Here is a 26,825-nt window from a genome sequence, read left to right as displayed (position 1 = left end):
ATTGTGTACAGTAGAGAGGGAGGGTGGAACATGAAAGACATTAATTTTAATATCATTTCAGACGATGCAACGGACGGACACGGCGGTTTTGGTGTCGGTTCGCTTAGTTTAAATAACATGTCCCCGGTCATCATCGATGTCGAGGCGGGCACGGCGACAATCGATATGGGTGCGATGCACGCCAAGTCTGCCATCGAGAAGCGTATCAAGTTTTTGACGGACCAAGAAGCGGTACCGAACGGGAAACCGTACTGGGTTGTTTGGGTGACGGTCGGTCGGAAACGAGAAGGTTTTTACTATGGCGGCGTCGCCGCATGTGACATGTTGGTAGATGTCGAGGCGAGACGAGGTTATAAACTATTGCCGTATCACGTCAATCAGATGGACAAATCGTTGAAGGGTCGGATTTTAATCGACATGATGGACGCTCCGTCCCGCGACGTATTGGCGAATTTCTTGCAAGAACATCGCCCAGAAATTTGGTCAAACTCGACAGAACTTCATGCAGAGCTCGAGCGCTTAGGCGCCGAGTAAAAAGATTGGACGAACTTTTCGTCTCCAATCTTTTTTGTTTCGCATTTTTGGGAGTAACAGGAAATTATGTAACTGAAGAGATATTCATTTGTAATTGTATGAAAATTCAGTATTATGATATACTGACTACATTGTGAAAAAAAGAAAGGGTGATACGATGAGCGAAACGAAAAAAATCTTAATCGGTCTCGCGCTAGGTGTTGTAGTTGGTCTCGGATTGGCAGGATTGCCGGATTCAATTTATGAGATTGTAAATCCGTATATTTTATCTCCGGTCGGAACGATTTTTTTGAATTTAATTAAAATGTTAGTCGTGCCGATTGTCTTCTTCTCGATTATTTTAGGCGTCATGGGTCTCGGGGACCCGAAAGAGCTAGGTCGGGTCGGGACGAAGTCGATTTTGTTCTTCTTAGCGACGACAGCACTTGCGATTATGTTGGCGATGGGCGTCGCATCTGTCTTACAACCAGGGGAACGTGGGGACTTCCAAACAACAGGTCTTGAATTTGAGTCAACAGCGACCGAGGATTCTTCAAATATCGTACAGACATTCGTCAATATGATTCCAACGAATCCGATTACGGCACTCGCTGAAGGAAACATGCTTCAAATCATCGTCTTTGCAGCATTGATTGGATTTGCGTTAATCGCCCTTGGGGACAAGGCGAAGACATGGCGTCAATTCGTCAAACAAGGTGATCGCATCATGATGTACCTCATCCATATCGTCATGAAGCTCGCGCCATACGGCGCATTCGCATTGATTGCTTCGGCGATTGGAGGTATCGGTCTCGATGCGGTCGTCGCCATGGCATGGTATATGATCGCCGTCGTCTTGACGCTCTTCTTACACGCAACGATTGTATACGGGGCAGCCGTTTACTTCATCGGGAAGATGAGCCCAGTGTTTTTCTTCAAAAACTTCTATGAGGCGATGACGTTCGCATTCTCGACATCTTCGTCGAATGCGACGCTTCCGGTATCGATGGAAGTTGCACAGAGAAAACTCGGTGTGCCACGTTCGATTTCTTCGTTCGTGCAACCACTCGGGGCAACGGTCAACATGGACGGAACAGCCATCATGCAAGGTGTTGCAACCATCTTCATCGCGCAAGTATTCGCGTCTGATTTAACAATGACTCAATTGTTGACGGTCGTCATTACGGCGGTCCTCGCTTCAATCGGGACAGCGGGTGTACCAGGAGTCGGGCTTGTCATGCTTGCCCTCGTCCTTCAGTCGGTCAACTTGCCGGTAGAGGGAATTGCCCTCATTATCGGGGTCGACCGTATTCTCGATATGCTTCGCACATCTGTCAACATCACGGGGGATGCGGCATGTGCGGTTGTCGTTTCAAAATTGGAAGAAAAACACCTACCACCAGTCGACGAAGACTCGTGGGATGAAGCGGGTGCGACCTCTTCATCATCGCTATGATATAGTAAAGGACCATGACAAAACGCGTCATGGTCCTTATTTTGTGAATAGAAAGAGTGATGGTTATGGAATGGGAACTGCTCCCGCTTCCTTTATTTTTAGTCATAAGCATCATACTAAATAGTGTGATTGCGGTGGCCGGAGTGTTACCGAGTGCCTTTTTGACGGCGATCAACGTGAGCGTCCTCGGCCTCGTACCCGGTATTCTCATCTCGATTGTCGGTGAGGCGGTAGGAGCCATCGTCAGTTTCATCCTTTACCGAAAAGCGCTACATCGTTACACGTCCCCGGACGGTGGCCGGTTTCAGCGACTCCGTGAGGCCACAGGGGCCGAGGCATGGTTTCTCGTCCTTGGCATGCGTCTCATGCCGTTCGTACCGTCTGGACTCGTCACGTTATCGGCAGCGTTCAGTCGTATGACACTCGCCTCGTTCGCGGTCGCAAGTACGATTGGGAAAGTGCCTGGCCTCATCATGGAAGGACTAGCGGTGACAGCAGCGATGCAATTGACGGTCGGATGGCAATTGTTCTTGGTCGGTCTCGTCGGTGTTTCTTACCTTGTCTGGCGGATGCGTCAAAGAAGAGGCGAAAAGATATGACAAAACGCCTCGACGAATCGCTTACCGGTCGTTTTCTTTCGTAACACGGCCCAGTCGATTAAAATCGATTCTTCAAAATCTTTTAAAAAGGCTTCGTGAAGTTGTTGGATCGACGTCGTATCGAATTGAGCGATCATCATCTCATGGTTGAGAAACATACTTCGAAAATCGAAATTGGCTGACCCGACGAGGGCAACTTTGCCATCGATCAGAAGCGTTTTCGCATGAATGAAATGGCGATTGTATTTATAAATTTTAATGTTCCGCTTCAACAGCTGTTCGAAATAATACTCGGTCGCATGGAAGCTGAACCATTCGTCCCCCTTGCCTGGTACGACGATACGTACATCGATGCCGCTACGACCTGCGACTTCGAGAATCGTCAACAGTTCAGGTGGAGGGACGAGGTATGGGGTGGTGAGCCAGATCGACTCTTTTGCCTCCATCAACAGACGCATCAACCCGTCACGAATCGTCACGTCTTTACCCGGTGACGTGACGAGCAGTTGTGTCGCCCCGTTTTGTCCTTTCGGTTCATTCACAAAGTACTGAGAGAGATGCTCTTCATCTGCGAATAGGTCCCACGTCTCATCGATTGTCCCTTGTCCCGCATATAACCAGTTCTCGACAAAAAGCTGTTGGAGTTCTCGGACAAGCGGACCTTCGAGACGTAGATGCGTGTCACGCCAGAAACCGAGCTTCTCATTTTTTCCGAGATATTCATCACCGACGTTCAACCCGCCTGTTAGCGCGATTCGTCCATCCACGACAATCAGTTTTTGATGGTTGCGGAAGTTGGCATTGAAGACGAGATAAGGGTGCAGGACCGGATCGAATGCTTGGACGTGGACACGGGATTCCCGTAACGGCTGAATAAAATCTTCCCCGATTTCTTGGCTACCGAGTCCATCATATAAAAAGCGAACGATGACATTCTCATTTGATTTTTGGATGAGTGCATCTCGGACCTTTAGTGAAATCTCATCGGTTCTAAATAGATAGTATTGAATGTGAATATGGTCTGTCGCACTATTGATGGCGTCTAACAGTGCGTCGAATTTTTCTTCGCCGTTGACGAGGAGAGTTGTCGACGTGTGAGCGTCCGCACCGATTGCTCCTAGTTTTTCAAGTGTCCGTGTCAATGGATAGGCAGACACGATATCGGGAGAAGTCTCGATTTTTTCACTCTCAATCGCTTGCCTTAACATCCGTATTTCTGACGATGTCCGTTTAAAGCGTCGGTGGCGGCGTGGGGTACGTCCGAACATGACCCATGCCAAGACGCCGATGTATGGGATAAAGAATACGGTCAATAACCAGGCGAGCTTCCCTTGGGGCTGTACTTGGTCAAATAAAATCTGCCAACCGACGACGAGCGGTGCGACGATTGCGATTCCGATTAATACGGGAATGAGGACATCGAGCCAAAATAAGAGACCGACGAGCAAGATGACACTGATGATCATGATGATGAGTTGAATGACGCGACGTTTCAAAGGAAACACCACCTTTCCAAAACGATGAAAACGAGGGGATTCTCCCCTCGTTTTTTAGTACACACTGTTCAAGACAGCGTTGATTTCGTCCGCGTAACGAACGAAGAAGTATACATTCACTGCGAGAGAGAATAAGACGAGGAAGAGACCGAACTGTGCTTTGACCCGATTTCGATTCCAGTAGTAGAAGACGGACAAGAGCACTGCCAGTCCTACGAATAGAGCGATGACTTCAACGATTCCCCAGACGATGTCCTTGGATAAAAACATGTCGACGATTGTCATGACGACATAGATGAAAACGACAATCCCCATAATCACGACTAAAATAGCTAAAATGATGCTAATCCAATCCGAGCTAACTGCGTCAATTAGGTTTTCAACTGCCATTTCGTATTCGCTCACAACCGTTCCTCCTTTCGAGAGATTGCATAACTATACATCCATTACCCTTTTTTGCATTTCTAAAATCAAGGTTTCACTGGTGAATGGATGAATGAGGGAAGTGGAATTTTAGAAACGATTGCCACGACCGCAAATACATAGAGCCAACTATTCGGTGGGAAAAAGAGTACAAGTAATACGATGATGGCCAATGGTTGTCGCATTGCCGTGGCGAGTAAAGCACTCGTCGTCAGAACGACCGTAAACGTCATATCGAGTTCGAACAAGAGGCTGAAAAAATAACCGAGCGTGAACGAAGAGAAGAGCAGCGGATAAATATGCCCACCGCGCCATCCCGTCGCTAGACAGAACGCCGTAAAGAGCAGTTTCAATACACTAAATAAGAGAAGGGTGTAGAGCGGAATCAGACTCCATTCGTCGATATACTCAAGAATCGTTTCTTCTCCAGAGAAGAGGAGGTCCGGATAAAGAAGAGCCATGATCCCGATTCCGACGCCACCGAGTGTCGTGAGGATTAGAATAGGCACGTTTGAGAAGAGGCGCATCAATGCATGTTCACTGACCAAGTAAAGCCAGCCGAGAACCATGCCGCCAAGAACAATCCATAACATCCTCCAATCGATCTGGACACTTTCAATCGCGGGAAATTTAATGATGAACGGTGGACGCTCGTCAAGTTGGTTGAGTAAATAAAACGTCCCGATTCCGGCGAGTGTCGCAAGCAGGTTCAGTATCGGTTGCTTTTTCTGCTCGCTTTCTTCCGCCGCAATGGCACCAAATAGTGGCGCGTTGAAGACAATCCCGAGCACGACGGCATGACCGACTTCTTGTAATTCCCCTAGCTCTTGACGGACGTAGCGAATACGCTCCGAGAACCATGTCGTGAGTCCGCCGACGATGCCGACGAGCGCTGCCTCGGGACCGAGACTTGCGCCTCCGATGAGAACGAGGAGGGCGGTCAGTGTCGTAAATCCGATCAAACGATAGTCAATGCGTCCCGTTCCTTTTCGTTCTTCTAGCACCTCAGGCATGAGACGGGGCATTCGCCCATACCGACGTTGCAACAGACCGATGCATATACCGGCGATGACCGGCACGAGAAACACATAAAATGGAATATCAAATTGCTCAGGTACCGTATGCCACACAACATGAATCCCTTTATAGACAACGGATAAGAAAAGCCAACTTACTAAACCGATGATGATGCCAAGTACGGTCGCATAGCCACTGACAATCCATGATTTCATCTACATCTCCACCTCTTTCGCTCGCGTCGACCTTCTATAATATGCTATCTCCTGAACACCTCAGACCGAAACCTAAAAAACGATGAAACCGTATCGAAGTGATGAAAACGACAACCACTTCATACGAAAAACAAAAAAGTGCGGGCACTCGATAACGTCGATGCCCACACTTGGAATAAAGAAACGTGCTTATGCTGTTTTGATGACGTGCTCTTTCGCAGGAGCCGGTTTTCCGAAGAAATAACCTTGGGCCAAGTCGAATCCGAGTTCACGACACACATCCGCTTCTTCGATGCGCTCGACACCTTCAGCGAGGAGCGTGATGCCCATCGAGTGGGTCAACGCACGCACTTTTTTGAGGAAATCCCGTTTTTCGGCGTCTTCATCACAAAACGAAATATACGAACGGTCGATTTTGACATAGTCCGGTTCGAGTCGTTTCAACATATCGATGGTCGAAAAGCCTGCGCCGACATCATCTAACGCAACTTGCATGCCTCGTTGTTTATACGTCGAAAAGACGTGCTGGAGATGATCGACGTCATGTACCTTCTCTGTCTCCACGACTTCAAAGATAAAGCGGTCCGGACTAAGTTGATATCGGTCGATGAGATCGAACGTATGCTGCAAACAATAGTCCGGGTTGTAAATCGTCGACGGTAAGAAGTTGATGAATGTCTTTTGGTGAGGGGCGACGGCTTCATATGTCGCTTTGATGGCTTCGGCACGAGCCCGTTGATCGAGCTTCGAATGGAGACCGAAACGGTTTGCCGTCCGGAATAAATCAAAAGGCGAGATGTTTGTCTCGCTACGGAGAAGTGCCTCATACCCGAACGTTTCCGTAGAATCGAGGAAGATGATTGGTTGGAGGTGACTCTCTAACGTGCCGTGTTGAATCTGTTCAATGATATGCCGATGTGCAAGTTGATCTTTTAGCGCCTCGACCTCAAGCGGTGGGGTCTGACGGTTCGATGAAGGATCGACGCAGTATACTGTTCCTTCTGCATGTGTGAGAAGTGCATCTAGTTCTTCAAACGATGTATACGGGTATTCCTTGAATGTCGTGACGAGTGTCCCTTGAGCAATCAAAGGAATCGTTGTGTTACAAGAAGCGCAGGGTGACCACATACTATTCCACCTTTCCTTTTCAAATCGGTTCATTCAGTATATCGGTCACGTCTCACAAAAAACTCACATTCGGGAACCATTCTTCAAAAAATTCGTGCAAAATGGGTACAGGTTTTGTATACTTCCTATCGTATGATTAAGAAGCGCCTCAAAACGCCACTCGCATACGAACAACTTTTTGAATAGAAAGGGGTTCTATCGATGGACCAAAAATTAAAATTATGGTTTACGGAGCACCAAACAGAAGATTACGGAATCACGTTCCGTGTAAACCACGTTTATGAGAGCGAACAAACGGAGTTTCAACGACTAGAAATGGTCGAAACGGACGAGTTCGGAACGATGTTGTTACTTGACGGGATGGTCATGACGACGGATAAGGACGAATTCGTCTATCACGAGATGGTCGCACACGTCCCACTCTTTACACACCCGAATCCAAAGCATGTGCTTGTTGTCGGTGGGGGAGACGGTGGTGTCATCCGTGAAATCATGAAACACCCATCAGTTGAAAAAGCAGTTCTCGTTGATATCGACGGGAAAGTCATTGAATATTCGAAGAAATACTTGCCGAACATTGCCGGTGAACTTGATAACCCACGCGTTGAAGTCATCGTCGGTGACGGTTTCATGCATATTGCGAAGTCAGAGAACGAGTACGACGTCATCATGGTCGACTCGACAGAACCGGTCGGACCAGCAGCGAACCTCTTCACAAAAGGATTCTATGCAGGAATCTCGAAAGCACTCAAAGAGGATGGCATCTTTGTCGCACAAACGGATAACCCATGGTTCACACCAGAACTCATTCAAACGGTTCAACGTGACGTGAAGGAAATCTTCCCAATCACGAAACTATACACAGCGAACGTTCCGACGTATCCGAGCGGTATGTGGACATTCACAATCGGTTCGAAGAAGTATGATCCGGAACAAGTATCGGCTGAGCGTTTCCATGACATCAAAACAAAATACTACACGCCAAAGCTTCACAACGCGGCGTTCGTTCTTCCGAAATTCGTGGAGGATTTGACAAAATGATCAAACGTTTTGATGAAGCATACTCAGGTAAAGTGTTTATCGCTAGTCTCCCAGAGGTGACAGAGGCGAAGACGGTTCTTTACGGGATGCCGATGGACTGGACGGTCAGTTTCCGCCCAGGTTCACGTTTCGGTCCGAACCGAATTCGTGAAGTGTCGATCGGCCTTGAAGAATACAGCCCGTATTTAGACGGTGATTTGGCAGATGCGGCGGTATACGATGCAGGGGATATCCCACTTCCATTTGGGAACGCACCGAAGTCGCTCGACCTCATTGAGGCGTTCGTAAAAGATGTCGTCAAAGCAGGCAAGTTCCCACTCGGAATGGGTGGCGAACACCTCGTCACATGGCCGATCATCAAAGCGATGCACGACGTGTACGGCGACGACTTTGTCATCATCCACTTGGATGCGCATACGGACCTTCGGGATGAGTATGAAGGCGAGCCGCTCTCACACTCGACTCCGCTTAAAAAAGCGGCAAACTTGATTGGACCATCGAGCTGTTACTCGTTCGGAATCCGTTCAGGGATGAAAGAAGAGTTTGAGTGGGCACGTGAAGTCGGCTACAACATGCATCAATTTGAAGTCATCGAGCCTCTCAAGCGCGTCTTACCGACACTCGCTGGGAAAAAAGTATACGTCACCATCGACATCGACGTCCTTGACCCTTCAGCAGCACCAGGGACAGGCACACAAGAAATCGGTGGCATCTCGACGAAAGAATTGTTAGAAGCGGTACACGCCATCGCGAACGCAGACCTTGACATCATCGGTGCAGACCTTGTCGAAGTGTCACCGGCATACGATCAGTCGGATATGACGGCCATCGCGGCAGCAAAAATTCTTCGTGAGATGATGATTGGATTCGTGAAGTAAATGCGGAAAAAAGGTCAGCTGGAAATGGAACTGAGCGCCCGAATCACCCAATGGGAGAAAGAATACTTGGGTCGCGGGTCATTGACGTGTAAGGCAGACCTGCTTCGGGACCTCGCCATCGTCACACTCCAAGGTGTGTTGACGCCGGCCGAGTATGACTTGGCCACCAAGTCGTCAGGTCGCGAGCAATTGAAAAAATACCGCAACAATCTCGTCGAATCGGGACGGAGCCAACTTGAAACGATTGTCGGGCAAGTGCTCGGCCGTTCGATTGTTTCGCTCCACACGGACATCAGTACGAAAACCGGGGAGCGTCTCATCGTCTTTCGGTTGGACGCACCTTGGGATCAAACCGATTGACAACGGAACGTCGACTTTTTAAAATAAAATTCAGAGACGTGAGAGGAGCGAATGGACGAGTCGTCACGAGGCGTGCTTTCGAGATCTTCTTACGGAGCTACTGAACAATTTAATCAACCGACAGTTGTCGGCCTGACGGAGCGAATAGTCGAGCCGTCGGCATACAGCGCACGCCTTCTTTAGGTGTGCGCTTTTTTGTCGCCAAGGAGGAACATGTATGGATTTGTTTTTATTTTTACTAACGAGCGCTCCCGTGCTTCTATTTGTGACGGGCGTGATTGCCGCAGTCGGAAAATCGAACTTGAAGATTCCTGATTCACTGAGCACGACGCTCAACATTTACTTACTACTTGCGATTGGATTGAAAGGTGGGATGGGACTCGCCTCGGTATCATTTGAAGAAATTGCACTGCCATTGACGGTGACGCTGTTGATTGGGATTTTATTACCGCTGCTCGCGTTTCTCGCAGGAGGTCTCCTGAAGTTTACCTTTCATGAACGGATTGCCATGGCTGCGACGTTCGGTTCCGTCTCGCTCGTGACCTATGTGGCTGCATCGACGCAGCTTGAGCGCCTAGGGATTGGATATGAACCGTTCATGACGACATTGGTCGTCGTTCTTGAAATCCCTGGATTGATTGTGGCGTTACTGTTGTATAACCAAACTCAGGTGATGGGGATCACCGCGACGTCGGGCAAAACGAATTCGCTGTCTGTCCTCCGGGATAGCTTATTTTCGAAGAGCATCCTGCTTATGCTAGCAGGTCTTGTGGTTGGACTCGTGACGCCAGACGCGACTCCGCTCAAACCTTTCTTTGTCGATTTGTTCCCAGGGGTGTTGCTTCTCTTCTTGTTAGGGTTGGGGGTAAAAGTCGGACAACAGTTGAAGACGGTACCGACGTATGGGCTGAAGTTCGTTGTCATGGGTATGTTGTTCCCGTTGATTGGGGCACTTGTTGGCTTTTTGGCGGCGGGTGTCGCTGGTCTTTCAGAAGGAGGAACGATTCTTCTCATGACGTTAGCAGCGAGCGGTTCATACATCGCCGCGCCTGCGATGTTACAAGCCTCGGTCCCGGAAGCGAAACCGTCCTTTTATTTGACCCTCTCCCTTGCGGTCACGTTCCCGTTCAACTTGTTGATTGGCATTCCGTTGTATATTGCAATCGTCACATGAAAAAGCGTCGACTCCTCTGAGTCGGCGCTTTTTGTGTGTTCGTTGAGCATCATTGTGTCACTTTTTGCGCCTCCATGCACTTGAGAGCGGCCGTCCAGCTTCCAAAGAGGACATTGATGGTCGATGTACTCGGTACGTTCCGTCCTTCCGCCCATTTTCGATAATGGAGGATACTGAAATGAGGCAATTCCTTTTTCGCGAGCCGGAGCGCTTCAATCACATCCTCCTCATCCCATTTTCGTTTCGGTGGAGCGATATCCAATACGAAAAGAGCATAGCTCCAAGAACCATACTTTCTAGCGATGGTCGCAACGGTCGGATAGCCCCGTTCCTGTGCCCAAACAGCATAGTGCTGAGACGTGAGGCGTTCAAGTTCTTCCGATGCTTCAATCAAGGCTTGGATGATGCGTTCTTCACTATTTTTAGCGGCTGTCGTTTGAAGCTTCGCTTCTCGGAGTGCATTCGACCATGAACCAAAGCGACTACTGATGAGTGTGAGAGATGGCGATCGTGTCACTTTTGACCATTCTCGGTAAGTTTGACTCGTGAATAGCGTGAGCTCTTCTGCGGCTTTGTTTAACGCGCGTAGAATATCTTCGTCTGAATAATAATGAAACGAAAGCTTAATCTGTGCCGCAACGAGGGCTTCACGCCACGAACCAAATTGGTGGATGACGGTGGAAAGGGAAGGGACATTTTTGTCTTGAGACCAAACGCTATATTGTTTGGAATCGAGTTCTGCATATTCTTGGGCAGCCAACTGCAAAGCTTGTACGATTTGAGGTCTTGTCCATTTTTTCATCTTGGTGTCTCTCCTTTTGTGTGAACGCTCACGGGCGTCTCAGAGGGTCTCTTGGTGTGAATGAACATGTATGTTGTCAGATTGGTCGTACAGAAGTCAAACAGCGATGCGTTACGGGTACCTCCTTTTCATTCAAAACACAGTTGTCAACAACATCCAATTTTATTTGGTATGTTCTTTCCATTCCCGCTTAAGAGAAAATTATTCATTATGTGAAAGAAAAGATGAGAATAACTTCGTAAACTTATTTGTTACAGCGATTTCATTAATAACAAAAAGCTCGTATTATCCTTAAATTTGTTACAACGACTCGGGTAGTTTACTAGCATCAACGCATTCTTCGCACACCATACCCAACACGATTACACAACTTAGACATTTGGAGGTGCTAAAAACGATGGCTACACTCGTCAACGTATATCGAAGAAATCGCAGAAATCTCCTGTTTTTCTGCGTCGATATCGCAATCGTTTCAATCGTCTTATATATGACGTTTGATATTTTATTTTCGAAAGTGATGCCGTACACTGCGACGACGTATGATCTGTTGCTGATGGTGTTCATTAAGATGATCAGTTTCATGCTCGTCGGGGCGCTTTTGAAAATTCATCGCATCGACTGGCGGTACGCTTCAATCCATGAAATGAAACAAGTAACCATTGCGTTGATTAGCAGCGACTTGATTCTATTCGCCTACAATCAATTTCAATTTGGTCGCGGGCTCGGTGTCATGATTGCGGTTCAAGGACTGCTGGCATTCAACATGATTTTATTTACTCGCTTTTTGGCCCGCCATCACGTTTTGCATACATTCAAACCGTATGCTACCCCACAAGGACGGAAAACACTCATTATCGGGGCGGGGAACTCTGGGCAGCTCATCGTACGTGAGTTGAAAGAGTATCGGACGAACGTACTTAACGTAGTTGGAATTCTTGATGATGATCCGATGCTCGAATCGTTATACGTACACGGGGTACCGATTCTCGGAACGACAGACGATTTAGAACGGATTATAGAGGAGCAAGGAATCGAAGTCGTCATTTTCTCTATCCCGAGTCTAGCACACGCGAGACGCATCGAATTGTTGAAACGGATTGAAAAGACTGGCGTTGAATCACATGCACTCCCGATGTTGTCTGAACTTGCAACGGGAAATGTGTCGATCAATGAAATCCGTGAAGTGAAAATCGAGGATTTGTTAGGTCGAGAACCGGTACAACTTGATATTTCAGGCATCTCGAAACACGTGGAAGGAGCAACGGTCCTCGTGACGGGAGCAGGAGGATCAATCGGTTCGGAACTTTGTCGTCAATTGATCAAGTTTAAACCTGCTGAGATGATTCTTCTTGGACACGGTGAAAACAGTATTTATTTAATCGAAAAAGAATTAAACGGACTCGGGCTTGAGACAAAACTTCATCCAGTCATCGGGGATGTACAAGACCTAGAGCGCCTCGAACACGTCTTTCAAACGTATCATCCAGATATCGTCTATCATGCGGCAGCGCACAAACACGTTCCATTGATGGAAGACAACCCTCTTGAGGCGGTGAAAAATAACATCTACGGCACAAAGAATATGGTCGATGTGGCTTCGAAATATCGGGTCGATCGATTCGTCATGGTATCGACCGATAAAGCGGTCAATCCAACGAACGTCATGGGGTCGACGAAACGGATTGCAGAGATGATCGTTCAGGAAAAAGCTCGCTCAAGCAATACGATTTTTGCTGTCGTTCGATTCGGTAACGTTCTTGGTAGTCGTGGTTCGGTCGTTCCGCTCTTTAAGGATCAAATTGCCCAAGGGGGGCCAGTCACGGTAACGGACTCGGAAATGACACGTTACTTCATGACCATTCCAGAGGCGAGTCGACTTGTCATTCAAGCGAGCGTATTATCCCGAGGTGGAGAAATCTTCGTACTGGATATGGGAGACCCTGTCAAAATCATTGATTTAGCTAAGAAGATGATTGAACTTAGTGGATTCACCATCGAACAAATTCCGATTGAAGTAACTGGAATTCGCCCAGGTGAAAAGTTATACGAAGAATTGTTGGCTACGAATGAACTAGATCCAAAGGCGAATGTTTTTCCGAAAATTTTCGTCGGTTGCACCCGTCCCTTCACATCGGTCGCCCCAATCTTACGATTGATTGAACACTTCCGACAGAACGGTCCAGCATTGACAGACGCTTTGCTGTTCGTCGCAAACAGTGACGACATTGATCGTGATCTGCAACGTATTTTTGCAAGTGGCTTCGAATTTATCCCTGCCCAGCAAGTGCATATCCGAGTCGTCGATGGAAATTAAAGGGGGGAGTGCAATGGATCGTGTCATTGTGGTCGGTGTGTCCACATTTAAAGGGTTTCACCTTGCTCGACGGTTATTAAAGGAAGGATATGAAGTGATTGGGATTGATGACGAAGGAGAAACGAAAACACAACTTGCGAGACAACGGCTATATGTCTTATCTCACCCGTTGTTTCATCTCATTCAAACGGATGTCGCACATAGACCAAACATGCGTCAAATCGCGACCATGTATGAACCGAATCACGTCATCTTATGCAGCGGGTCATCGAATGTGTATCAACATCGAAAAATAGAACGTTATGAACAAGTAAAACAGCTCGTTACGAATCAAAAAAATCGAATGACGATTCAATCGTTTATCACGTTTGACCTTCCAGTCGAATACACTCGGCATTCCTCCTTAGCCCTTCATATTGTTACAGAAGATGTATACGGACCTTGGGATGATTCGACGACGTTGTTCTCAAAAGCGGTACTTGCCATCGATCAAGGACATCGTATGGTCGGATACTATGCAACGGATATTGTAAAAGCCTCTTATATCGATGATGTGGTCGAAACCGTCGTTCGCGTCATTCGATTGGTTCAGTCAGGATTGTCGCTTGTCGGGCAGTTCCGAATCGATGCCTCGGATTATGTACACGTCCAAACGCTGCTCACGGAAATCGGACACCAGCTACATCGATCTGTCCATGTATCTCTACCGATGCGTGACCATGTCTTTCAAGAAACAGATTTGCCTACGCTAGAAGTAATGATTGGATTTCGACCGCTCACCCCGCTGCATGAAGGGTTAAGGAAGACGCTTGAATGGTACGACACTTATCAAACGATGATGAAGGAGGACATGAGCACATGAATATTTTATTATCAAAACCGCACATGTCCGGACGAGAGATGGCATATGTAGAGGAAGCATTCGCAAGTAACTGGATTGCGCCACTCGGTCCGAACGTCAACGCCTTTGAGGAAGAGCTTGGGAAGTACGTTGATCATACGCATACGCTCGCGACGAGTTCTGGCACAGCGGCGCTCCATCTCGCGTTGTTGACGTTAGGAATCGAAAGAGGAGATGTGATTTTTTGTCAGTCACTAACGTTTGTCGCTTCGGTCAATCCGATTCTTTATGTCGGAGCAACACCTGTATTCATCGATTCAGAGAAGGAAACGTGGAACATGTCACCGGAAGCATTGCGAAAAGCATTGGTTCAAGCCGCTACGAAAGGAACATTACCGAAAGCGGTCATCGTTGTTCATCTATACGGGGTGGTCGCGAAAATCGGCGAAATTCGTCAAATTTGCCAAGAGTTCGGGGTGGCATTGATTGAAGATGCTGCGGAATCGCTCGGAGCGACTTGGAAAGGGCAGATGACCGGTACGATTGGAGATATCGGATTCTATTCGTTCAATGGGAACAAAATTATTACCACGTCCGGTGGAGGGATGTTATTGCTAGGCTCTGACAGTCAGCGCCAATATGCGTTGAAACTCGCAACGCAGGCAAGAGAGAACGTTTTACATTACGAGCATGAAGAAGTTGGTTACAACTATCGCTTGAGCAACGTGTCAGCAGGAATCGGTCGTGGACAGCTAGAGGTCATTGAACAACGAGTCCGAGCGCGACGCAACGTTTTTCGTCGATATGCACAAATGTTTTCAGAGATTGATGTCACGTATCAACAAGAAATTCCATTCTCTCGTGCGAATCGTTGGTTGACCGCCATGCAACTCGGACGAGACATCGCAAAACGCGATCAGTTGATTCAACAGTTAAACGATGCAGGGATTGAATCACGACCAGTCTGGAAACCGATGCACCTACAACCGCTCTATCGAGACGCCGAATATGTCACGGTGGATGGGGAAGACGTGAGTCGTCACTTATTTGAAAACGGCATTTGCTTGCCATCGAGTTCGAGCTTGACGATTGGCGAACAGCAGAGAGTGATTCAGACCGTGCTAGATACACGCCATTTCGTAAAAGAAAAAAGCGTGTAAGGAGGAAATGAAATGAAAACGGAAGCAGAGATCATCCAAGCGCTTCAAACGGCGGCATCTCTGACTCCATCTCTCACAGTGACACAATATCAACGATGGAGCCAAGGACAAAATGCTCCCACGTTTCTAGATATCTTGCATGTCTATGGGACATGGACGAGTGCGTTGAAAGCATCAGGGTTACTTGAGGCGAGACGATATGAGGCGCAAGAAATCATTCTCGCGCTCCGTATCGCCTTAAAACAAGAAGGTCGGTTGACGAGTGCTCATTATCGACAATGGGCTGAAGACAAAGATGTTCCCTCCATAGGTGATATTATTACTCATTTTGGGTCTTGGAGTCTGGCGATTAAAGCAGTGGACCGCTTAGAAGAACAACATTTCACGGTTCAACCAGAACGCGAGAAAGTAGAGATGGTTCAAGCATTGTTCGAAGCGTATCGTATATTAAAGCCATTTAATGCAATCACGTATCAAAAATGGGCAAAGCGGTTTCGGAAACCGAGCGTCGCAAAAGTGTCGAGGCGCTTCGGATCATGGAAACGTGCGCTTGATGAACTAGGAATTTATGAAACGGAATGGAAAGGAAGGGAGTGAATCATATGAATGGGGCGTTTGTCATCTCACTAGACTTCGAACTGAACTGGGGAACATTCGATGCAGTCGCGTTGGGGGACTACAGTGAAAATATTTTAGGTGCTCGTCAAGTCGTGCCTCGTTTACTGGAATTATTTACGACATATGGCGTACATGTGACATGGGCGACGGTAGGATTTCTATTTTTTGAATCGAAAGCTGAACTACTTCGTCATTTACCGACACGTTTACCAAATTATGTTCATCCCGAGTATTCCTCATATGAATGGTTAAAGCAGGTAGGCGAAGATGAGCAAACGGATCCTTACCATTTTGGAAAATCGCTAGTCGATCAAATTATGAAAACCCCACATCAGACGATTGGGACCCATACGTTCTCACATCTATCTTGTCTAGAAGAGGGGGTCACGCTTGAAGCGTTCAAATCCGATATTGAAGCGGCGAAACGAGTAGCGGCGTCTCATAACATAACCATTCAAAGCATCGTTTATCCACGTAATCAATCAAGTGAAGCATTCCATCAAGCCGCAGGTATGCTGGGGATTGAAGTCTATCGTGGGAATGAACAACATCGGATTTATCATCCGGATGCTCGGGGAGACGAAAGCCTATTCCGACGTGCGGTTCGGTTGCTTGATACGTATATCAATTTGACAGGCCATCATACATCTACATGGAATGCCATACAACAGTCTCATCCATACAATGTGCCGTCGAGTCGTTTTCTTCGTCCATATTTCCCATCCTTACGAATGGTTGAATTCCTCAAACTCCGTCGTATTAAGCAAGGGATGACACAAGCTGCCAAACGGGGTGAGTTGTATCATTTATGGTGGCATCCTCATAACTTCGGAAAGAATATTGAACAAAATGTAGATATGCTTGAGGCTATTCTCAAACATTATAAAGTGCTCGAGAAAGAGTACGGGTGGATGAGTTTGTCGATGGAAGAGGTAGCTGAGCATTGTCATCAACAGACCCAAGTCTCGCAACAAGGACACGGCTAATTAATCCAATGACGGAGGTGTCATCGATATGGTTCGACCGATTGTTCTGCTGATTAGTGAGCATGAAACGTCTAAGCATATTTATCACGCTATCCGCGATTTAGGCGTGACACATGTCATTCAAGAAGACGGTCCCACTGAACATCGACCGCAGTCGCTCAAACAGTGGATGACTCATCTATATATTCGATGGGCGACGCCATTTATGAAATGGACGAGTCAAGCGCGTATTCGAGAAGTGAGAGAGCGTTATCCATTACAGGATTCTCCGATTCCTCCTCATCACCTCATCCATGTCTCATCCTTGAACGATGACAAAACGCTCATGTGGCTCGAACGACTTGCACCGAAGTTGCTCGTGATTCATGAAACCGGTCCAATCGAGTCGAGTCGTTTGAACCAGTTGTCATGCCCCATCATCACCGTTCGTCCATCGATGGCGGAAGGGCAGCTACAAGCCTATTGGGCGATTCAATCTGTGCCTTCTTTTTGTGAGGCGACGCTCGAACAATGGACGACACAAGGATGGCGCGTTCTCGATCGGGCGGTCATCTATAAAGGCGGAAGCGACAATTTTGCCACCTATCCTTATTTACAATTGACCACGGTCTTGCCGATGTTGCGCCGATACATTGAAACGCTGGATCACGCGCGACCGAACCGTCGACAGACCAAAGTCCAAGCCTGAGGCTTGGACTTAACTGTTGGCGATACAATAATATTGGATGGCTTCGTTATAGTACGATGCAAGACCTGGTTCGAAGCGGTCATAATAGGCGGTGAATCGCTCATCCGCTACATACATCTGTCCGAGTCCGCTGAACATGTCGAGCGAACAATCGTAAAAGTGTTTGTCGATAAACAGATGATTGTCTCTGACGACTGATTGAACACGGTCATCTTCGATTGCGACTTGTGAACGAAACAAATCGACGAGTGGCGCAATCAAATCGAGTTGCATCTGATTTATACGTTCCCAGTCCGCTTTTGAGCGCTTCGCAGCTCGTTCCTGTGCGGTTTTGTAAGCAGAACTCTCTCCCCAACGCTCGATTACCTCATCTTGATGCTTTGCCTCATGTGCTTGAATCTCTTCATAAGACAATCCTTTGAACAGTGATTTGTCATCCATTGGAATCCCTCCTTTGAGTGAGGTGAGGGTCTTTTCCGCCGTCTCCGCGAGTTGCGCGAAATAGGCGGCTTTTTGTCGTAACGCCTCGACATGTTCGTTCAGTACTTCGACTCGATCAAACGCCGATGCATCGAGTAGTTCTCCGATTTGATCGAGCGGAACGTCGAGTGTTCGATACAGTAAAATCAGCTGTAGACGCTCGGCATCTCGCGACGTATAACGGCGGTAGCCATTGTCGTCACGCATGGGGACGAGTAATCCAATCGAGTCATAATGTCGAAGTGTCCGCGCCGTCGTGCCGGCGAGTGACGCAAGCTGTTGAATCGTATACATCCCTTCACCTCCTTAGCACAAGCGTAAGGGTTGACGTCACGTCAAGGTCAAGCCTGTTTTTCAAATAACGAAAATCCGTTCCGCTCCCCGATGTAACGGAAGCCGAATTGAGGATAGTATCCGTTCAAGAACATGTTGTCTGCCACGCAATCCAATCGAACGGTCGAAGCAGTGTGAGATAGGGCGTACTGCATCAGACGCTCGCCGATGCGTTCTCCTTTTACGTTCGAGTCCGTGACAAGTCGGTGCAAGTAGACGGCACCGTCCGGGTCATCCCATAGATGATGGTCCCAATCGGTCGGTGGGATGAGACTGACGGCACCGACGACATGGTGGTCACGTTCATATACAAATACAGTCCCTTTCGTTAAATCGTGGCGGACATAATCCGAGCGACTCGGCTCTAAATATTTGGCCCATTGGGACTTCCCGGCTGTCTGAAATTCTTTCGCTTTCTTTACAATCAATTGGTCGATGGCTGAAAAATCATCAAGTGTAGCAAATCGAAACATGATGAGGCACCTCGCTTTCATTTCTTTTCAAAATCGTGTAGGGTACACGTTGAGTATGCTGATGAAACATCTTTGTATCATCGAATGTTTTTTGGTAAGATAAATTTATTGCATCGTGCAAACGATTGCGCTAATGATATAAAGTTCACAGCACGAATAAGATAATTATAAATGATGAGCAGTGAGTTTTGGGATAAGGAGTATCTAGATCACATGCAACTTTTACAACGAGAACAACAACAAACACAAACGCTTAAACGCAACTGGTGGAAAGAAGCCGTCGCCTATCAGATTTATCCGCGCAGTTTTTATGACGCGAACGGAGACGGAATTGGAGACATTCAAGGAATCATTGATAAGCTCGACTATTTGAAAGACCTCGGCATTGACGTCATCTGGATTTGCCCGATGTATAAATCGCCAAACGATGACAACGGCTATGACATTAGTGACTATCAGGACATCATGGACGAATTCGGTACGATGGAAGACTTCGACCGCTTATTGGACGAGGTGCATCAGCGCGGTATGAAACTGTTGCTCGACCTCGTCGTCAACCATACTTCGGATGAGCACCCTTGGTTCATTGAATCGAAGAGCTCAAAAGACAATCCGAAGCGCGACTGGTATATCTGGCGTGACGGAAAACCGGACGGATCGAAGCCGAACAACTGGGAATCCATCTTTGGCGGCTCGGCTTGGGAATTCGATGAAGCGACGGAGCAATACTACTTGCACGTCTTCTCGAAAAAACAGCCAGACCTCAACTGGGAAAACGCTGAGATGCGTACAGCCGTATACGACATGATCAACTGGTGGCTCGAAAAAGGAATCGACGGATTCCGTGTTGATGCGATCAGCCACATCCGCAAGAATCCGACGTTCGCCGACTTGCCGAACCCGAACGACCTCGACTTTGTACCGTCATTCGAGATGCACATGAACGTGGACGGGATTCACGATTATTTAGAAGAACTTCGTGACGAGACGTTCAATAAACATGACATCATGACGGTCGGTGAGGCGAACGGCGTATCACCTGACGATGCACACCTTTGGGTCGGTGAAAAAGAAGGGAAGATGAACATGGTCTTCCAATTCGAACACATGGACCTATGGAGTGAGGACGCCGATTCGAAACTCGATGTCGTCCACTTGAAGAACGTGTTGACGAAATGGCAAAAAGGACTTGAGGCTGACGGATGGAACGCCCTTTACGTCGAAAACCATGACCAGACGCGTACGGTCTCGAAATGGGGAGACGACGAGCGTTACTGGAAAGAGAGCGCCAAGTCGATTGCGATGATGTACTTCCTCATGCAAGGAACGCCATTCATCTATCAAGGTCAAGAAATTGGGATGACGAACGTCAAATTCGATTCAATCGACCAATATGACGATATCGCGACACGCAATCGCTACTATATCGGCGTCGAACAAGGGAAGAGTCATGACGAGATGATGCGCATCACGTGGAACTCGTCACGCGACAACACACGCACACCGATGCAATGGAGTGATGCTCCGAATGCCGGCTTCACATTCGCAGAGAAGCCGTGGGTCGGCATCAACCCGAACTATACAGACATCAACGTCGAAGCACAGCTTGAAGATGAGGACTCTATCTTTAACTTCTATAAAGAGATGATTCAACTCCGTAAAGACGATGAGACGTTTGTATACGGGGCGTATGATGTTGTCTTACCAGATCACCCAGAAGTCTATGCGTATACGCGTACACTCGGGAACACGCAGTACCTTGTCGTCACGAACTTGACGGCGAAAGAGACGATGTTCGATATGGATCAGACACTTCGTGCGAAAGATGTCGTCTTGAGCAACATGCCGGTCGAGGGCGATGCAGAATCGACGCTTCTTCACTTGAAGCCGTTCGAAGGTCGCGTGTATAAAATCAGCTAATTTTTCAGGACCCCAAGGTCGTGGACGAGAATTCGTCTACGGCCTTTTTGTCAGAAAAAGGGGATAACGGCGACTCATGCGAACTCCTTATACGAAGATGAAGAAGGAGGAGACGTAGATGAAACTGTTATTAACGTCAGCAGGTATTAAAAACGAAAGCATCAAACGAGCACTTCTCGAGTTATTGGACAAGCCGATTGAAGAGTGTACGGCACTCTGTATCCCGACAGCCATTTATGCGTTGAACGGGGGAACGCAGCACGCATGGAACTTTTTCAAGGGGGATTTCTCGACACCGATGTGTGAATTGGGTTGGAAGTCGGTTGGGGTGCTCGAGCTGAGCGCGCTCCCGACTATCGATGAATCCGTATGGAGACCGGCGTTTGAACGGGCGGACGTGTTACTGGTGAACGGTGGCGATCCGCTGTTTTTATATCATTGGATGAAACAGTCCGGGGTGGCGGCATTACTCCCATCTTGGGAAGGCGTCTATGTCGGATTGAGCGCGGGCAGTATGGTGATGACGCCACGAATCGGGGAAGAGTTTGTCGGATGGCGCGCATCCGACGACCAAAACGATGAGACGTTAGGATTTGTCGACTTCTCGATCTTTCCACACCTTGACCACGAGATGCTTCTGGAGAACACGTCACGAGATGCGGAAGAGTGGGCGGAAGCGTTACAGGCACCCGCCTATGCGATCGACGACGAGACCGCGATTCGTGTGAATGAAGGAAAGGTCGATGTGATTTCGCAAGGAAAGTGGAAGAAATTTATCTGACTGTATAAAACCAATAGGAAGGGGACCTGAGAGATTGAATCGATTTACACATCAACGAAAAACGAATCGAATCGTCGTACGACCGTTAGAGAAACAAGATTATGACGCGTGGTTGAGTGGTTTTACAAATCGTCTTGTTTCGCAACATGAGTATGATCCTGGGAAATTAGACATGATCGACTGTACGTCCGTTTGGTTTGACCAGCTAGTCGACAATCATCAATCACTTGCGCTTGAAGACGAGGCACATGTCTTCGCCATTTTCCGACTTGACGATGGGGCACACCTTGGTATGGTGGATTTTTCTACTCTTGCGCGAGATGCGTTTCAATGGGGGAGGGTCGGGTATACGATTCATAATCAGCACTGGGGTCAAGGGTATGGCACAGAAGCAGTCGACCTGGCGATGCGTATTGCATTTGACGACTTGAACTTTCAACGAATCGAGGCACATATCAATCTCGATAATGAAGCATCCATTTGTCTCGCGGAGCGTGTCGGCATGTCGTATGAGTGCACGAGAGAAGGGTTTATCTTTGAGAACGAAGATTGGGTAGACCATCTCGTCTACGTGAAAACGAAGCGCCGTCGATAGAACGACTCCTACCACATATGGTACGATGAGTTGACGGAAAGGGGGATGAGCATGGCGATTGAACCACTTCGCGTGCGTGTCCAGCAAACAACACGGATGAGTGACATGCCAGAGGCGATCGAGCTCTCGGCTGACGGTTTATACTATCCATTGAAGACTGGCTTTATTTTAATGTTTGACCAACAACAAGAGGACGGACCGGTCCCGACGACAATCAAGTACACGCCGGAACGATTGGCGCTGATCTGTAAAGGACCGATCGAGATGAATCACTCCTTCATCGAAGGTCGCTTCACGCAAAGCCTATACAAGAATCCATATATGTCGATGACGATGGCGACGACGACATCGCGCCTCGATGTGTCAGAAGAATCATGTACGTTCGTATATGAGTTGTCCATGAATGAAGAAGATGTTGGCATATATGAAGTACATGTCACATGGACATTTGAAGGAGGAGAAGACTGATGAACTTTACAGAACGCGTAAACAAGATTGAAGAGATGTTGAACGAAGACTGGTTCGAGATGCTCGAAACGAACGAAGAAGAGTATGAAGAGTGGCGCGGTCGTCTCGAGGATCATGCCGAGCAAGTCATCACGCACTACGATCAGGAGAACGGTGTCGATGTCAATTCGATCGATAAACTGCTTCAATTGAACGATGAGTTCCCGCTCCTTTACGGAGAGGACACCGTTCGTCTGTATATCGCACTCATCGAGGCACGCCCAGAAGACAAAGCGGTCTACGATCGGTACGTCGATTATTTGGCAGCCATCAGCGATGCATCGCACGAACAGTTTTTACATTTCCATACGCTCGTCGAAGCAGGACGGTTAGAAGAAGCGAGACAACTCGCTCCGCACATGCCGCAACGTCTCGGACTCGAAGAATAAGCATACCGAAAGTGTCATCTGAACAAGGTGGCGCTTTTTTCATGCCTGAAAGGGGACAAACTTTGACGAGAACGTCCATTTTATTTCGAGTGTGCGTTCCCTAAGATGAAGGAACAAGGAAATCCATTTAGAGAGCGCGAATGGAAATGAATAAAGGGGGAAATGTGATGTTAATACTAATCAAGACATCTGTCGAACAAAAAGAACAGATTCTGGCATTTTTAGAGGAATGGTACGAACGGGATGAGCGAATCGTCCCGACCTCAGTGGACCGTGAAACGACAGACTTCGAGGCATACGTCAACACGTTACGTCAGAAAGAGTTACGTGAGAACATAGAGGACGACTGGGTCCCGAGCACAACGTATTGGCTCACGGACGGAGAGGAGCTTCTCGGGGCGGCGAACATTCGTCACGAATTAAACGAATCGCTCTTGAAGATTGGTGGGCATGTCGGATATGGAGTGAAACCGAGTGCGCGCGGACGGGGGCTCGCTACGATTCAATTACAACTTGCGCTTGAGAAAGTGAAAGAGCTAGGCATTGAGCGTGCCTTAATCACGTGTAATCAGACAAACGTCGCTTCCCGTCAAGTCATTTTAAACAATGGGGGCGTCGCGGACACACCGTATACGGAAGAAGATGGGACGATCGTCGAGCGATTTTGGATTGATTTGAGAGGATGAAGACGAGATGGCGAACTGGATCATCATCTATTTGGCGCTGATTAACTTCTTCGGCATCTATTTGTTCCGGGAAGAGACCGTTCCTTCAAAGAAGTGGTTCTCTTTCTCGAGCGGGGTCGCCATCACGTACTTTTTCATGTATCTCTTGCCGTCGCTGAATAAACGCCAGGACACGCTTCGCATCGATTGGTTGAATCTGGCCCTACCTTCAGAGATCTACATCGTCAGTCTCATTGGGTTTACGTTGTTCTACGGTACGATGCGGTTCGTTCGGACGCCTCACTTCCAAGATGAAGCGGTCGATCGGGCCGTTTCGTATTGGCTGCAGGTGACGCTCCTCACAGCATACATGACATTTTCGGCGTATGTGGTGACGGCGGACTCTGTGACGTTTGTTGCGAGAAGCTTCTATGCGACAGCGCTCGGTGTCCACTTTTTAGCGCTCGGGCATGACTTGAACCGGCACTATGGAGAACGTTATATGCGACAAGGACGCTACTTGTTGAGCGGTGGGATTTTGCTCGGTGGGTTCTTTTCACGCTGGATTGACTTGGCCGCACACGTCGAAGCGCTCTGTTTTGCGTTCGTGGCCGGGGCGATGATTCTCAATATCGTGAAGTTTGAACTCCCGTCCGACTGAAATCTGCACTTCCGCACATTCGTATTGGCCGTATGCAGTTATGGGGGATTATTGCTCATCTTGAAACATCTTCTAAACTTCTGACGAGAACTTCACAAAAATGAATGACTGTTCATTCATCATTTGATATACTGAATTCAAGATTGAATCCGTTTTCAAAAGGGGGAGTTTTGGGGATGTCTACATTTTTAATCGTCAACTGGATTCTATTCTTGCTCGTCCTCGGCTATGGTGTGTATTTATTTGCTTCGCTGGTTCATCAGCGTTATACATTCATCAAGCTCGGGAAGAAGGCAGAATGGAGCCAAACGAACAAAGAACGACTCGAACAGGTCATGATCAACGTGTTCGGTCAAAAGAAATTGTTAAAGGATAAAAAGAGTGGCGCCATTCACGTCATGATGTTTTATGGCTTTATCCTCGTCCAATTCGGGGCGATTGATTATATTTGGAAAGGACTAGCGGTCGGAACACGTTTCCCACACATCCCGCTCGGTCCACTCTATCCGATCTTCACGTTCATGCAAGAAATCGTCATGCTCATGATTCTCGTCGCGGTCGTTTGGGGATTCTACCGTCGTTACGTCGAGAAGCTCGTGCGCTTGAAACGAAACTTCTTAGCAGGTCTCGCCCTCATCTTCATCGGTGGGTTGATGGTTTCCGTCTTGTTCGGGAACGGGTTTTACCTCGTCTATAAAGAAGAGCTTCCGATGTGGGGTGAACCGGTCGCGACACTCATCGGTTCAGCGTTTGCTTGGGTACCAGGTCCGGTCGCTTTCGCCTTGTTCGTCGTCTTTTGGTGGATGCACCTCTTATTCTTACTCAGCTTCATGGTCTACATCCCGCAAGGCAAACACGCGCACTTGATCGCCGGGACGCTCAACGTCTGGCTCGGGCGCACACACAAAGTCGGTCGCTTGGCACCTGTTGATTTTTCAGCGATGGAAGAAGCGGAAGAGTCAGATGAAGAAATCGTCTTCGGGGTCAACAAGATTGAAGACTTTAACCAGAAGCAACTCGTCGACTTATACGCTTGTGTCGAGTGCGGACGTTGTACGAATGTATGTCCGGCAACGGGAACAGGGAAGATGTTGTCGCCGATGGACTTGATCGTCAAACTTCGTGACCATATGAATATGAAAGGTGCGGCGGTCACGAGAAAATCACCGTGGGCACCGGCACTCATGTTCCAAAACACGCAAGGTGCTGAAATCGCAGCAGCGGCGCAAGATGGCCATATGCTCGTCGCAGACGAATTGATCGGCAACGTCATCACGGAAGAAGAAATCTGGGCGTGTACGACATGCCGAAACTGTGAAGATCAATGTCCGGTCATGAACGAGCACGTCGATAAAATCATCGACCTTCGTCGTTACCTCGTCATGATGGAAGGGAAGATGGATCCGGAGGCGCAGCGCACGGTCGCAAACATCGAGCGTCAAGGAAACCCGTGGGGAATGAACCGGAAAGAACGCGAGAACTGGCGCAAGGATACAGAACTCGTCATTCCGACGGCGAAAGAGAAGAAAAAAGCAGGCGAAGAATTCGAATACCTCTTCTGGGTCGGCGCGATGGGCTCTTACGATAGCCGTAGTCAAAAAGTCGCGCAGAGTTTTGCGAGCGTCTTGAACAAGGCGGGCGTTTCATTCGCCATTCTCGGAAACGAAGAGAAGAACTCAGGGGACACACCTCGTCGAATCGGAAACGAGTTACTCTTCCAAGAACTCGCCGAAGCGAACATTAAATTGTTTGAGAAGTATGGGGTGACGAAAATCGTCACGGTCGACCCACACGCCTACAACACATTCAAAAACGAGTATCCAGACTTCGGACTTGATGGTGTGAAAGTGTATCACCATACGGAGTTACTCGCCGAATTGCTCGATACGGGTCGGATTCAGCCGGATCTTCAAGTGAACGAACGTGTCGTCTATCACGACTCATGTTACCTCGGTCGTTACAACGGCATTTATGATGCACCACGATTCGTCCTCGAACGGATCCCGGGTGTCGAACTCGTCGAAGCGACACGTAACCGTGAAAACGGTATGTGTTGTGGAGCCGGTGGTGGTCTCATGTGGCAAGAAGAGAAAGTCGGGACACGTGTCAACGTGGCCCGGACGGAACAATTGCTTGAGACGAAACCGACAGTCATCGGTTCGGCATGTCCGTACTGTTTGACGATGTTGTCTGATGGAACGAAAGCGAAAGAAGTCGATGAGACGGTCGGCACGTTCGACGTCGTCGAATTACTCGATCGCTCACTGAAAGCCATCGAGATACCAGAACCGGTTGTACAATAATGCAGGAAG

The 26,825-nt window shown here is 48.0% G+C and carries 28 protein-coding genes; 21 read left to right on the top strand and 7 right to left on the bottom strand.

The genetic code is table 11. The features are described from left to right. Nucleotides 1–30: 30 nt before the first annotated feature. The 3 genes from KNO92_RS01455 (at nt 31) to KNO92_RS01445 (ending at nt 2,568) form a co-directional block, all read left to right on the top strand. Nucleotides 31–534, top strand: a complete 504-nt coding sequence (locus KNO92_RS01455; protein WP_214759803.1) for a YwhD family protein — start codon at nt 31–33, stop codon at nt 532–534. A 157-nt stretch (nt 535–691) separates the two neighbouring features. After that, nucleotides 692–1,969, top strand: coding sequence for a dicarboxylate/amino acid:cation symporter (locus KNO92_RS01450; RefSeq protein WP_214694666.1), 1,278 nt, complete (start codon nt 692–694; stop codon nt 1,967–1,969). A 65-nt stretch (nt 1,970–2,034) separates the two neighbouring features. Continuing rightward, the gene (locus KNO92_RS01445) at nt 2,035–2,568 is read left to right on the top strand and encodes a TVP38/TMEM64 family protein (protein WP_251126952.1); all 534 of its coding nucleotides are present in this window, start codon (nt 2,035–2,037) and stop codon (nt 2,566–2,568) included. Here KNO92_RS01445 and cls read toward each other — a convergent pair. From cls to KNO92_RS01425, 4 genes are all read right to left on the bottom strand, one after another. Then, the gene (gene cls, locus KNO92_RS01440) at nt 2,544–4,073 is read right to left on the bottom strand and encodes a cardiolipin synthase (RefSeq protein WP_353047381.1); all 1,530 of its coding nucleotides are present in this window, start codon (nt 4,071–4,073) and stop codon (nt 2,544–2,546) included. The genes KNO92_RS01445 and cls overlap by 25 nt on opposite strands. A gap of 45 nt (nt 4,074–4,118) precedes the next feature. Further along, a complete protein-coding gene (locus KNO92_RS01435) occupies nt 4,119–4,469 on the bottom strand; it encodes a hypothetical protein (RefSeq protein ID WP_214694660.1) in 351 nt (116 codons plus the stop codon). A gap of 65 nt (nt 4,470–4,534) precedes the next feature. Continuing rightward, entirely contained in the window at nt 4,535–5,719 is a 1,185-nt protein-coding gene (locus KNO92_RS01430; protein ID WP_214759801.1) for a chloride channel protein, read from the bottom strand. 189 nt (nt 5,720–5,908) lie between these two features. Continuing rightward, complete coding sequence (locus KNO92_RS01425) at nt 5,909–6,847, bottom strand: EAL domain-containing protein (protein ID WP_214759800.1); 939 nt, start codon at nt 6,845–6,847, stop codon at nt 5,909–5,911. A gap of 201 nt (nt 6,848–7,048) precedes the next feature. On the opposite strand from KNO92_RS01425, the gene speE reads away from it, so the two are divergent. The 4 genes from speE (at nt 7,049) to KNO92_RS01405 (ending at nt 10,300) form a co-directional block, all read left to right on the top strand. Continuing rightward, on the top strand, nt 7,049–7,888 hold the full coding sequence (gene speE, locus KNO92_RS01420) for a polyamine aminopropyltransferase (protein ID WP_214694654.1): 840 nt from the start codon (nt 7,049–7,051) through the stop codon (nt 7,886–7,888). After that, nucleotides 7,885–8,766, top strand: a complete 882-nt coding sequence (gene speB / locus KNO92_RS01415; protein ID WP_214759799.1) for an agmatinase — start codon at nt 7,885–7,887, stop codon at nt 8,764–8,766. The genes speE and speB overlap by 4 nt, the downstream gene beginning before the upstream one ends. Then, entirely contained in the window at nt 8,767–9,126 is a 360-nt protein-coding gene (locus KNO92_RS01410; RefSeq protein ID WP_031422162.1) for a Na-translocating system protein MpsC family protein, read from the top strand. A 217-nt stretch (nt 9,127–9,343) separates the two neighbouring features. Continuing rightward, nucleotides 9,344–10,300: a sodium-dependent bicarbonate transport family permease gene (locus tag KNO92_RS01405; protein WP_214759797.1), complete on the top strand. Its 957-nt coding sequence runs from the start codon at nt 9,344–9,346 to the stop codon at nt 10,298–10,300. A 49-nt stretch (nt 10,301–10,349) separates the two neighbouring features. On the opposite strand, the gene KNO92_RS01400 is transcribed toward KNO92_RS01405, so the two are convergent. Further along, a complete protein-coding gene (locus tag KNO92_RS01400) occupies nt 10,350–11,102 on the bottom strand; it encodes a homing endonuclease associated repeat-containing protein (RefSeq protein ID WP_214759795.1) in 753 nt (250 codons plus the stop codon). A gap of 397 nt (nt 11,103–11,499) precedes the next feature. Between KNO92_RS01400 and KNO92_RS01395 the strand changes: the two genes are divergently transcribed. Genes KNO92_RS01395 through KNO92_RS01370 form a run of 6 tightly spaced genes read left to right on the top strand, consistent with a single transcriptional unit; the run spans nt 11,500 to nt 17,709 of the window. Beyond that, nucleotides 11,500–13,416 carry a polysaccharide biosynthesis protein gene (locus KNO92_RS01395; protein WP_214759793.1) on the top strand — a complete coding sequence of 639 codons (1,917 nt, stop codon included), beginning with the start codon at nt 11,500–11,502 and terminating at the stop codon, nt 13,414–13,416. Nucleotides 13,417–13,429: 13 nt separating this feature from the next. Further along, nucleotides 13,430–14,278 (top strand): NAD-dependent epimerase/dehydratase family protein, encoded by an 849-nt coding sequence (locus tag KNO92_RS01390; protein ID WP_214759790.1) that lies wholly within the window; start codon nt 13,430–13,432, stop codon nt 14,276–14,278. Beyond that, nucleotides 14,275–15,417 carry an aminotransferase class I/II-fold pyridoxal phosphate-dependent enzyme gene (locus KNO92_RS01385; protein ID WP_214759789.1) on the top strand — a complete coding sequence of 381 codons (1,143 nt, stop codon included), beginning with the start codon at nt 14,275–14,277 and terminating at the stop codon, nt 15,415–15,417. Before KNO92_RS01390 ends, KNO92_RS01385 begins: the two co-directional genes overlap by 4 nt. A 12-nt stretch (nt 15,418–15,429) precedes the next feature. Continuing rightward, on the top strand, nt 15,430–16,014 hold the full coding sequence (locus KNO92_RS01380) for a hypothetical protein (protein ID WP_214694627.1): 585 nt from the start codon (nt 15,430–15,432) through the stop codon (nt 16,012–16,014). Between the two features lie 5 nt (nt 16,015–16,019). Next, on the top strand, nt 16,020–17,021 hold the full coding sequence (locus KNO92_RS01375) for a polysaccharide deacetylase family protein (protein ID WP_214759788.1): 1,002 nt from the start codon (nt 16,020–16,022) through the stop codon (nt 17,019–17,021). 28 nt (nt 17,022–17,049) lie between these two features. Next, entirely contained in the window at nt 17,050–17,709 is a 660-nt protein-coding gene (locus KNO92_RS01370; RefSeq protein WP_214694616.1) for a hypothetical protein, read from the top strand. Between the two features lie 9 nt (nt 17,710–17,718). Here the strand turns inward: KNO92_RS01370 and KNO92_RS01365 are convergent, their stop codons facing one another. Both KNO92_RS01365 and KNO92_RS01360 read right to left on the bottom strand, forming a co-directional pair. Further along, nucleotides 17,719–18,483: a MerR family transcriptional regulator gene (locus tag KNO92_RS01365; protein WP_214694614.1), complete on the bottom strand. Its 765-nt coding sequence runs from the start codon at nt 18,481–18,483 to the stop codon at nt 17,719–17,721. Nucleotides 18,484–18,530: 47 nt separating this feature from the next. Next, nucleotides 18,531–18,995: a GNAT family N-acetyltransferase gene (locus tag KNO92_RS01360; RefSeq protein WP_214694612.1), complete on the bottom strand. Its 465-nt coding sequence runs from the start codon at nt 18,993–18,995 to the stop codon at nt 18,531–18,533. Nucleotides 18,996–19,208: 213 nt separating this feature from the next. Between KNO92_RS01360 and KNO92_RS01355 the strand changes: the two genes are divergently transcribed. The 8 genes from KNO92_RS01355 to KNO92_RS01320 all read left to right on the top strand — a co-directional run bounded on the left by KNO92_RS01355 (nt 19,209) and on the right by KNO92_RS01320 (nt 26,816). Further along, nucleotides 19,209–20,915 (top strand): glycoside hydrolase family 13 protein, encoded by a 1,707-nt coding sequence (locus tag KNO92_RS01355; RefSeq protein ID WP_214759787.1) that lies wholly within the window; start codon nt 19,209–19,211, stop codon nt 20,913–20,915. 118 nt (nt 20,916–21,033) lie between these two features. Continuing rightward, complete coding sequence (locus KNO92_RS01350; RefSeq protein ID WP_214759786.1) at nt 21,034–21,696, top strand: Type 1 glutamine amidotransferase-like domain-containing protein; 663 nt, start codon at nt 21,034–21,036, stop codon at nt 21,694–21,696. Nucleotides 21,697–21,730: 34 nt separating this feature from the next. Next, a complete protein-coding gene (locus tag KNO92_RS01345) occupies nt 21,731–22,291 on the top strand; it encodes a GNAT family N-acetyltransferase (RefSeq protein ID WP_214759784.1) in 561 nt (186 codons plus the stop codon). 51 nt (nt 22,292–22,342) lie between these two features. Beyond that, nucleotides 22,343–22,759 carry a YwiB family protein gene (locus KNO92_RS01340; protein ID WP_214694605.1) on the top strand — a complete coding sequence of 139 codons (417 nt, stop codon included), beginning with the start codon at nt 22,343–22,345 and terminating at the stop codon, nt 22,757–22,759. Beyond that, nucleotides 22,759–23,187 carry a hypothetical protein gene (locus KNO92_RS01335; protein WP_074035800.1) on the top strand — a complete coding sequence of 143 codons (429 nt, stop codon included), beginning with the start codon at nt 22,759–22,761 and terminating at the stop codon, nt 23,185–23,187. Before KNO92_RS01340 ends, KNO92_RS01335 begins: the two co-directional genes overlap by 1 nt. Before the next feature lie 167 nt (nt 23,188–23,354). Beyond that, nucleotides 23,355–23,873 carry a GNAT family N-acetyltransferase gene (locus tag KNO92_RS01330; RefSeq protein ID WP_214694603.1) on the top strand — a complete coding sequence of 173 codons (519 nt, stop codon included), beginning with the start codon at nt 23,355–23,357 and terminating at the stop codon, nt 23,871–23,873. Nucleotides 23,874–23,880: 7 nt separating this feature from the next. Beyond that, the gene (locus KNO92_RS01325) at nt 23,881–24,513 is read left to right on the top strand and encodes a hypothetical protein (RefSeq protein WP_251127037.1); all 633 of its coding nucleotides are present in this window, start codon (nt 23,881–23,883) and stop codon (nt 24,511–24,513) included. Between the two features lie 176 nt (nt 24,514–24,689). Continuing rightward, entirely contained in the window at nt 24,690–26,816 is a 2,127-nt protein-coding gene (locus KNO92_RS01320; protein ID WP_214759782.1) for a (Fe-S)-binding protein, read from the top strand. Nucleotides 26,817–26,825 lie beyond the last annotated feature (9 nt).

The organism is Exiguobacterium sp. s129, assembly GCF_018617585.1.
Classification (GTDB): Bacteria; Bacillota; Bacilli; order Exiguobacteriales; family Exiguobacteriaceae; genus Exiguobacterium; species Exiguobacterium aestuarii_A.
The sequence above is the reverse complement of the archived record's forward strand: the minus strand, read 5'-3'. Positions and strand labels throughout refer to the sequence as shown.